The sequence below is a fragment of the Rhizobacter sp. P3_B12 genome (assembly GCF_056402895.1).
Genome location: NZ_JBFUGN010000195.1, coordinates 1 through 8,202 on the forward strand (window position 1 = coordinate 1; position 8,202 = coordinate 8,202).

Consider the following 8,202-nt stretch of genomic DNA (forward strand, 5'->3'; position numbering starts at 1 on the left):
ACCGGCAGCCCGCCCAGCGCCCCGTCGCGCGGTTCCTTCAGATCGATGAAATCCGCACCACCTTCGGCTGCGAGCAAGGCCTCATCCACGCTTCTCACACTGACCAGCAAGCGCATGCGGTCCATCACCGCGCCTCCTTCGCATCGACACCCGCGCGATGCCGCACCACCGCCTCGCGCAACCACCCCCAGGCCTCGCGCTCGCCCTCACCGGCCGTCTTGTCGATCGCGATCTGCAGATACGCCATCTCGGCGTCGATCTTCTCCGGCGCCAGCATGTGCAGCCGGCTGATCAGCACCGCCCCTTCGATCACCGCCGCCTGCGCGCGGTTGAAGCCGATGAACGACGCATGCGCCACCTCGTGCACCCGCGCCATCAACAGCACCGGCCGCTGCACGTCGTCGCGCCGCTCGGCCAGCGCCAGCTCCACGTGGCCGAGCGCGTTCGCGAGCCGCCGGCCGGCGATCTTCTCGGCCGCCACCAGCGGCCAGAGCTTGCGCCCGGTCACGCAGCCGGCGAACACGCGGGTGTCGGTCAGCAGGTTCAGCACCGCATGGCCGGTGGCGACGATGTTGTCGTGCGTGGCCGACGGCTTGAACGGCATCAGCACCACCCGGTCGTCCTGGTAGCGCACGCCCATCGGCGCCACGTGCGGCACGCCGTCGGCCGACAGCGTGGTCACCACCGTCTCGTAGATGACGTCGTTCATGCTTTCGCTCTCTTGTTCGGATCTCTCGCCTGGCCGGTGCTCATCGTGGTCCCCGGCGCGCACCAGCCGCCCAGGTCCTGCGCGCGCGTCTCGACCGCGACGCCCCAGTCGAGCGGCTGGTCCTGCACGTAGCGCTTGCCCAGCTTCCACGCGATCTCGGCATGCGCCAGCTCCACGCCCATGTAGAACGCGTGCGCGGCGTCGTGCTCCAGCTTCAGCTGCGGCCACAGCTCGAACGCCCCTTGCCCGAGCCGCAGGCCATCGCGGTTGTAGACATGCAGGCCGAGCGGCGAGACCTGCACGCGGAAGTTCGGGTCGCGCACCTGCGCCGCCGTTTCGGCGATCTCCTGCGGCGTGTCGGGGAACGGGTGCTTGGCATGCACCGTCATCAGCGCATCGTTGATGCCCTTGGGCAGGCGGCCATGGCTRGCCGCGGCATGCATGATGCGGCGCGCCCAGTCGGCCTCGCGCACCGCGCGGCGCGCATGCGCGCTCACCTGCGTGGTCAGCACCGCGGCCACGTTCAGCTCGGCAGCGATGCCGAACAGCAGCGCGTTGATGCCGCTGGTGTCGGCCTCGGTCAGCTCGGTCACGTTGCCGATGCCCAGCATGATCGGCGCGTCCGGAAAGCGCTCGCGCAGCCGGTGGTAGCGCACGATCGAGGCGGTCAGCCCGAACGGGATCGGGTCGAGGATCGCATCGGCGAAGTAGGGCTTGCCCAGCCGCTGCATCTGCTCGACGGCCGCGTGCAGCGAAGCCTCGTCGGCCGGCGTGCGCGGGATCAGCACCGGCACCGCATCGACCTCGCCGGCCACCCACAGCGTGTCGAGCGTCAGGCTCAGCAGGTAGTCGGCACCGGCCTGGCCGCCGCGCAGCAGTTCCTGCGCATCGTTCGAATCCACGCTCACCAGGAAGCCCTCGGCCTTCAGCGCCCGCACGCTGTCGGCCAGGTGGTCGAAGCGCGTCGCCGGCAGGCTGCCGAGGTCGATCACGTCGGCGCCGTCGGCCTTGAGCTGGCGCGCGCGCTCGATGATGCCGTCCACCGACAGCATCGGCGCGTCGACGATCTCGGCAAAGATCGCGACCTCGTACTCGCTCAGGTCCATCGGCTTGGCCGCGCGGTTGAAGAAGCGCGGCAGGTCCTTCAGCTCCTCGGGCCCGCGCTGCACCGGGATGCCGTAGTGCTGCGTCAGCGCGTCGAGGTCGCCGCGGCAGCGGCCCGGCACCAGGATGCGGTCGGCCTGCACCGGGCCGGGCACGCGGCGCGCGATCATCTCGGCCGTCATCAGCGCGGCCACCTGCAGGCCCAGGTCGCGCACCTCCCAGGTGAAGGGCGCCGACTCGATGCCGCCCAGCACCCGCTCCAGGCTGGGCCGGGCCAGGTGGCCGGTCAGGAAGACGATGTGTTCTACGGGCTGGTCCATGCGAGGGCGAGCTCCTTCAGGCGCGCATCGAGCGCGGCCTCCAGTTCGGCGGGGGAGCACACCACATGGCAGAAGTCGATCTCGCGAAGGCGGTCCACGTTGTCCAGTTCGATGCGCCGCGGGCGCAGCGTCACCCAGTCGTGCGGCGACTTCGTCACCACCACCGGTTCGGTGTCGCATGCAAACACGATGCCCGGGATGCCGAGCTTGCCGGCCTGCGCGAACATGTTGGTGGGCAGCGTGTCGCTGAAGCCGAAGGCGCACTTGGCCACCGTGTTGCTGGTGGCCGGCGCCAGCACCACCGTGTGGTAGACGTCGTCGTACAGCATGCCCACCGGCACGCCGCTCGCGGTCTTGTCGCGGAAGACCCGGAAACGCGTCTTCAGCTCCTCGAGCGGCATCTTGTAGATCGCCAGCACCTCCTCGCCCGCGGCCGACAGGAACAGGTCGCAGGCCGGCAGCCGTGCGGCCAGTGCCAGCGATTCGTCGAGGAAGTGGCCCGAGCCGGTGATGCACCACGCGAAGCGCGAGCGCGGCGCCGCGTCGACCGGCGGGGCATMGTCGTCGCCGAGCGGGGTCAGCGCATCACTCGGGGTGCGAGATTTCAATGTGGAGTTTGTGGAGCTTGCGGTAGAGGGTGTTGCGGCTGACATCGAGCGCCTTGGCGACATTGCTGACGTTCCAGCGGTGCTGCTCCAGCATCTGCAGCAGCACCTGCCGTTCGTTGACCTGGATCGGGTTCAGCTTCAGCGGCGGCGTGGCGTTGTCGGCCATCGCGGGCAGGGCCGCCGGCAGCACCGGCGCGGCCAATGCGATGGGCGGCAGGCTGGCCGCCGCGCGCGGCGCGGCGGCCGCGCTGTCGTCGTGCAGGCCCGGCAGGTGCTCGCACTGGATGGTCTCGCCGTCGGCCAGCGCCGCCGCGGTGCGCAGCACATGGCGCAGCTGGCGGATGTTGCCGGGCCACGCATGCTCCATCAGCAGGCGCTCGGCCGCGGCGCTGAGCACGGCACCGCGGCCGCCTTCGGCCTTCAGCACGCCGTGGATCAGCTCGCGCTTGTCGCTGCGCTCGCGCAGCGCCGGCAGCAGCAGCTCGATGCCCGACAGGCGGTAATACAGGTCTTCGCGGAAGCGCCCCTCGCGCACCAGCTCGGGCAGCCGCTGGTGGCTGGCGCTGATGAGCTGGAAGTCGACCGCGTAGGTCTCTTCGGTGCCGAGCGGCGTGACCTGCCGTTCGTCGAGCACGCGCAGCAGCCGCGCCTGCAGGTCCAGCGGCATGTCGGCGATCTCGTCGAGGAACAGCGTGCCGCCGTCGGCCTGCAGGATCTTGCCGCGCCGGCCGGTGCGCTGAGCGCCGGTGAAGGCGCCGGCGCGGTAGCCGAACAGCTCGGATTCGATCAGCGTCTCCGGCAGGCTCGCGCAGTTGATCGCGACGAAGGCGCCGCCGGCATGGGGGCTGGCCTCGTGCACCGCGCGTGCGAACACCTCCTTGCCGGACCCGGTCTCGCCGCACAGCAGCACCGGCGTCTGGCGCGCGATGACGCGGCGCGCGGTCTCGAGGTGGGCCGCCAGGCGCGTGTCGTTGAAGGTCGGCGATTGGGCCGACGCGCGCGCTGCCGTGGCGGCGCGCGGCGCGAGCCGGGCCACCGCCGTCGAGTGCGTGGAGGTGGAGGCGGTGGAGGAGGAGGGGCCCGCGGCCCCCGACAGCGCGTGCACCGTGGTGCCCGACTCGGTGGCCGGCCGCCGCGCGACGGCGAAGAAGCGCAGCGCCGCGTTGGCGCGGAAGGTGACGATCGGGTGGAACGACGACTGGGTGCTGCGCTGCAGCATGTCCTCGAGCGAGGTCTGGAACAGGTCTTCGATGTGGCGCGAGCGGATCTCGTCGACCGTCTGCAGCCCGAGCTGGAACAGCGCGCTGCGGTTGGCCGCGAGGATGCGGCCGTCGTCGCCGACGGCGAGCCGGCCTTCATGCAGCGTGTAGACGAACTCGGGCCGGCTGTGGAAGTGCAGCGGGTGCGCGTTGCGGAAGCGCCGGTCGATCAGGCGGTTCTCGATCATGCGCGCCGTCATGCCCAGCAGCACCAGCAGGTGCTGCTGCATCATGCTGGAGCGGCTGGTGACGTCGAGCACCGCGGCGATGTGGCCCGACGGGTCGAACACCGGCACCGCCGAGCAGGTGAGCTGCGTGAAGTGCGTGAAGAAGTGGTCTTCGCGGCGCACCGAGATCGGCGCCGCGGCGGCCAGGCAGGTGCCCATGCCGTTGGTGCCGGCCTCGGTCTCGCTCCACATGCCGCCGGGGCGCAGGCCGAGCGGCCCCATCTCGGCGGCGAACTCGGTGGAGGCGACCATGTGCACGATCACGCCGTCGATGTCGGTCAGCACCACCGCCGAGTCGGCATCGCCGAGCTGCTGGTACAGCGTGGTCATCTCGTAGCGCGCGCTGTCGATCACGTCGGCCTGGCGCTCGCGCCGCTCCTCGAGCGCGGCATGGCTGATGACCGCGGGCTCGCGGGCCTTGTCGGGGTGCAGCCGGTACTCGTTCAGGCAGCGGCTCCACGACTGCGTGACGACATCGTTCGCCGAGTCGTGGACGCCGCCGCGCACGATGTCCATCACATGCTCGGCATGCCGATCCTCGCCCGTGCGCAACACCAATGTCATGTGCTTCCCCCTGAGACCGCAGGATCCTGATTCTGGTGCGATGCGGCGCGCTGCATACCGGGTGAAACGATAAGGCCCTGTCGTGGTCTGACACCGTGGTCTGCTTTTTGCGACTCGTCCCGCAAACAACCCTGGAGACACGATGACGAGCCCCAGCCGCCACCTGAGCGCCGCCCCTGGCCACGATACCGATCCGACAGCGCCGCTCGACCTGATCTTCATCGAAGGCCTTGTCGGCGAAACGGTCATCGGCATCCACGAGTCCGAACTGCACCGGCCGCAGCCGCTGGTGATCGACGTGCATGCCGGGCTGCCGCGGGCGCGCGCCTGCGACACCGACCGCATCGTCGACACCATCGACTACAGCGTGGTGCGCGAGCGCCTGCTGCGCCTGCTGGCCGAGCACCAGCTGAAGCTGCTGGAGGCGCTGGCCGAGACGGTCGCCGACATCCTGCTCGGCGAGTTCGGTGCGAGCTGGGTGCGCGTGAAGATCGTCAAGCCGCGCAAGTTCGCGGATGTGGCGGCGGTGGGCGTGCAGATCGAGCGCACCGCGAGCCCGCTGTCGGCGGCCGGCCGTTCGGCGACCGTCGTGCAGCTCTTGGGCTCGGGGCTGGTGCCAGGCACTCCGCCCCGTTGAACCTCAGGCCGCCGCGAACGGATGCGGCGTCGACCCCTTCTTCGCGACCACCTCGGCCGCGGTCGGCGAGCCGGCCACCGCGCGCTTGATCGACTCCTTGACGGCGCGGTAGTTGAAATCCTGGATCTTCTTGTCGTCGTCGGCCAGCCAGTGGATGAAGACGCCGACGCAGATGAACAGGTTGTCCGCTTCGGCCGGCGGGATCGTGCCGTCCTCGACACAGTCGGCCACGGCCATCGCCACGCCGCGCTGCGCCGGGCCGAACATCTGCACGGCCTGCTTGGCGCCCTTGATGGTGACCTTGTTGAACATCACGGTGGCAGGCTTGGTCAGCAGGTTCGGGGCCACCACGGCGAGCAGCGAGGTGAAGCCGTCCTTGTTGTTGGTCAGCGCGTTGGCGAAGGCGGATTCGGCGGGGCTGCCGCGCGGTCCGATGAGCAGGTCGATGTGGGCAACTTCATTGCCCTCTCCGACGAGCGACTCCCCGACCATCATGCGATCGATCTTGGCCATGGTTGTGTCATCTCCTGTATGGGTTTGTGGGGAACGTTCCCGACACTGGCAAGGCGCCAGTGCTTCAGGTCTGTTATCACGTTCCGTGCCACCGATCGACGGCTCATGCCCGCAGGCCGGCGATCATCAGCGTGGCCACCGTCAGGTCGGCGGTGGTACCGGGGTTGATGCCGCGTTCCTTCAGCCATTCGTCCCAGGCCGCGAAGGCCGGCGCCGCATCCATGCCGTCCGCGCCGCGCCAGGCCTGCGCCGAGGCCATGACAGTCTGTGCCACCGCCTCGCCGTGTTTGCGGACAATGTGTGAATCGGCAAAGCTGCCCAGCAGAGCAATGTAGAGCCGCTGCACCGCCGTCGTGGTGGCCGCGTCCGGCACGTCGCAGGCACCCTCGTGCGGGCATGCAAAGCCCGGGCCCAATGCGGGCAGCGCGACGCCGAACACATCGGCATAGCCGTCGCGGTACTGGCGCGCGATCAGGTCGCGGCCGGCCGACAAGGCCATCGCGGCGCGCAGGTCGATGCTCGGCGCGGCGCGCACGTCCTCGGCCGGCGCGTCACCCAGCCCACCGGGGTTGGCGCGGGCGATCGCGCGGAAGGCGTGCTGCGCATCGGTGAGGCTCAGGCCGGCCAGCACGCCGGTGATGGCCTCGCGCAACGCAACCGGGTGCGTCACGCCGGGATGCCGCTCCAGCGCCACGGCGATCGGTGCGCACAGCAGCAGGATGCCGAGGTTCGTGTTGCAGTGCGCCACCGACCAGCTGGCGTCCACCGCGGCCTCGATGCGTTCGCCGACGCCGGCACCCGGCGTGAACAGCGGCCCGGCCGCGGCCCTCGCGCTGTCGATGAACATCGTGGCCTGCATGCGGTGGCCGGCCGACTGCAGGCTCACGTTGCCCGGCTTGCGCACCGCCACGTCGAGCGTGCAGGCGCACAGGAAGGCGGCCTTCGGATCCAGCGTCATGCGTTCACGCGCAGCGCCCGGCCGCGTCGTCGTCGAGCGCGCGCAGGCCCGCGCACTTGCGGTCCAGCAGGTCGTCGACGATCGCGCGCGCGATGTTGAAACCCGTCACGCGCTGCAGGCCCTGCCATGCCGCCACGCCGTTGACCTCGATCACCTGCGTGCCCTGCGTCGACGGGATCAGGTCGACGCCGGCGTAGTCCATGTCGAGCGCCTGCGCCGCGCGCTCGGCGAGTTGCGCGAGGTCGGGCGTGAGCGCCGCCGGTTCGCAGCGCGCGCCTTGCGCGACGTTGTGGATCCAGTGCTCGCTGACGCGGCGCATCGCGGTGATCGCGTGGCCGCCCACCACCAGCACGCGCCAGTCGAAACCGGGCGCGGTGGCGGCCGGCACGAAGCGCTGCAGGTAGGCGAGCGAGCCGAAGCCGGACCCGAGCGCCGGCAGCGCATGGTGCACGCCGTCGACCTCGCCGACCAGCTGCAGCCCCTTGCCCTGCGAGCCGAACAGCGGTTTCAGCACCAGCGCATGGCCRGCCGCGCCTTCGCGCACCGCGATGCGCTGCGCGTGCGCCTGCGATTCGGTGGCCCAGGTGGGGGGCGTCGGCACGCCGGCCGCATGCAGCAGCAGGCTGGTCATCGATTTGTCGACGCTGCGCTCGATGGCCCGCGCATCGTTGTAGACCGGCACGCCCAGCTCGCGCAGCGCATGCAGCACGCCCAACCGCTTGGTGACCTGCTCGAAGCTGCCGCCGGCGATGCCGCGCACCAGCACCGCATCGGGCAGCCCGCGGCCGAAGCCGGGCAGCGCGAGGCCGTGCCACGCGAGCGTGGTGTCGATGTGGCAATCGGCGAGGTCGATGCAGCGGCCGACCGCGCCTCTCGCTCGCAAGGCCGCTTGAAGCTGGCGCGTGTGCCAACCGGTCTCGTCGGCCATGATCGCGATGCGCATCACAGCTCCTGCAGCCAGAGCTGCCGCAGCAGCGCCATGTTCAGCGCGCCGCCATGCCAGGTGTGGCCGCTGTCGAGGTTGCTGATCCACACCTCGGCCGGCGCGAACAGCCCGGCGTCGATCTTGTAGAAGTCGTAGCCGGCCTCCTTGAAGATGTCGGCGAACGAGCGGCCATGGTCGCTCGAGGTGGTGGACGGCAGGTGCCGGGCCAGCGCCAGCGCGGCCGCATCGTCGCCGCGCACGCTGAGGTGCACCTGGCCGCCGTAGAGGATGGCGTCGTTGGTGCGGCCCATCGCCTGCACGCCGTCGGGCGTCGGCGACGGCAGCGGTGCAGTCGCCACGCCGTCGACGATGTGGTGC

Annotated in this window: 10 protein-coding genes; 1 reads left to right on the plus strand and 9 read right to left on the minus strand. The window is 70.5% G+C overall.

Going from position 1 to position 8,202, the window contains the following annotated elements; translation table 11 throughout:
- The 5 genes from AC1D01_RS12980 to AC1D01_RS13000 form a co-directional block, all read right to left on the minus strand.
- On the minus strand, positions 1-125 hold a 125-nt coding region (locus AC1D01_RS12980; RefSeq protein ID WP_477866795.1), incomplete at its 3' end, for a (5-formylfuran-3-yl)methyl phosphate synthase.
- Positions 125-709 (minus strand): DUF447 domain-containing protein, encoded by a 585-nt coding sequence (locus AC1D01_RS12985; protein ID WP_477866777.1) that lies wholly within the window; start codon positions 707-709, stop codon positions 125-127. The genes AC1D01_RS12980 and AC1D01_RS12985, both read right to left, overlap by 1 nt.
- On the minus strand, positions 706-2,133 hold the full coding sequence (locus AC1D01_RS12990; protein ID WP_477866779.1) for a DUF6513 domain-containing protein: 1,428 nt from the start codon (positions 2,131-2,133) through the stop codon (positions 706-708). The genes AC1D01_RS12985 and AC1D01_RS12990 overlap by 4 nt, the downstream gene beginning before the upstream one ends.
- Positions 2,118-2,741 carry a flavoprotein gene (locus AC1D01_RS12995; protein WP_477866781.1) on the minus strand — a complete coding sequence of 208 codons (624 nt, stop codon included), beginning with the start codon at positions 2,739-2,741 and terminating at the stop codon, positions 2,118-2,120. Before AC1D01_RS12995 ends, AC1D01_RS12990 begins: the two co-directional genes overlap by 16 nt.
- A complete protein-coding gene (locus AC1D01_RS13000; RefSeq protein WP_477866783.1) occupies positions 2,719-4,791 on the minus strand; it encodes a sigma-54-dependent Fis family transcriptional regulator in 2,073 nt (690 codons plus the stop codon). Before AC1D01_RS13000 ends, AC1D01_RS12995 begins: the two co-directional genes overlap by 23 nt.
- A 142-nt stretch (positions 4,792-4,933) precedes the next feature.
- Here AC1D01_RS13000 and AC1D01_RS13005 point away from each other — a divergent pair, with 142 nt between their 5' ends.
- Entirely contained in the window at positions 4,934-5,428 is a 495-nt protein-coding gene (locus AC1D01_RS13005) for a dihydroneopterin aldolase (protein WP_477866785.1), read from the plus strand.
- A gap of 3 nt (positions 5,429-5,431) precedes the next feature.
- Here the strand turns inward: AC1D01_RS13005 and fae are convergent, their stop codons facing one another.
- The 4 genes from fae to AC1D01_RS13025 all read right to left on the minus strand — a co-directional run.
- On the minus strand, positions 5,432-5,941 hold the full coding sequence (fae, locus tag AC1D01_RS13010; RefSeq protein ID WP_477866787.1) for a formaldehyde-activating enzyme: 510 nt from the start codon (positions 5,939-5,941) through the stop codon (positions 5,432-5,434).
- A gap of 103 nt (positions 5,942-6,044) precedes the next feature.
- Positions 6,045-6,899 carry a triphosphoribosyl-dephospho-CoA synthase gene (locus tag AC1D01_RS13015; RefSeq protein ID WP_477866789.1) on the minus strand — a complete coding sequence of 285 codons (855 nt, stop codon included), beginning with the start codon at positions 6,897-6,899 and terminating at the stop codon, positions 6,045-6,047.
- 4 nt (positions 6,900-6,903) lie between these two features.
- Positions 6,904-7,842 (minus strand): ATP-grasp domain-containing protein, encoded by a 939-nt coding sequence (locus tag AC1D01_RS13020; protein ID WP_477866791.1) that lies wholly within the window; start codon positions 7,840-7,842, stop codon positions 6,904-6,906.
- A partial coding sequence (locus tag AC1D01_RS13025) for a methenyltetrahydromethanopterin cyclohydrolase (protein ID WP_477866793.1) occupies positions 7,842-8,202 on the minus strand: 361 nt, incomplete at its 5' end. The genes AC1D01_RS13020 and AC1D01_RS13025, both read right to left, overlap by 1 nt.

Excerpts from the sequence above, each read along its gene's own strand:
- AC1D01_RS13015 (WP_477866789.1), bottom strand. The coding sequence starts at position 6,899 with ATGACGCTGGATCCGAAGGCCGCCTTCCTGTGCGCCTGCACGCTCGAC.
- AC1D01_RS12985 (WP_477866777.1), bottom strand. The coding sequence starts at position 709 with ATGAACGACGTCATCTACGAGACGGTGGTGACCACGCTGTCGGCCGAC.
- AC1D01_RS13005 (WP_477866785.1), top strand. The coding sequence starts at position 4,934 with ATGACGAGCCCCAGCCGCCACCTGAGCGCCGCCCCTGGCCACGATACC.
- AC1D01_RS13000 (WP_477866783.1), bottom strand. The coding sequence starts at position 4,791 with ATGACATTGGTGTTGCGCACGGGCGAGGATCGGCATGCCGAGCATGTG.
- fae (WP_477866787.1), bottom strand. The coding sequence starts at position 5,941 with ATGGCCAAGATCGATCGCATGATGGTCGGGGAGTCGCTCGTCGGAGAG.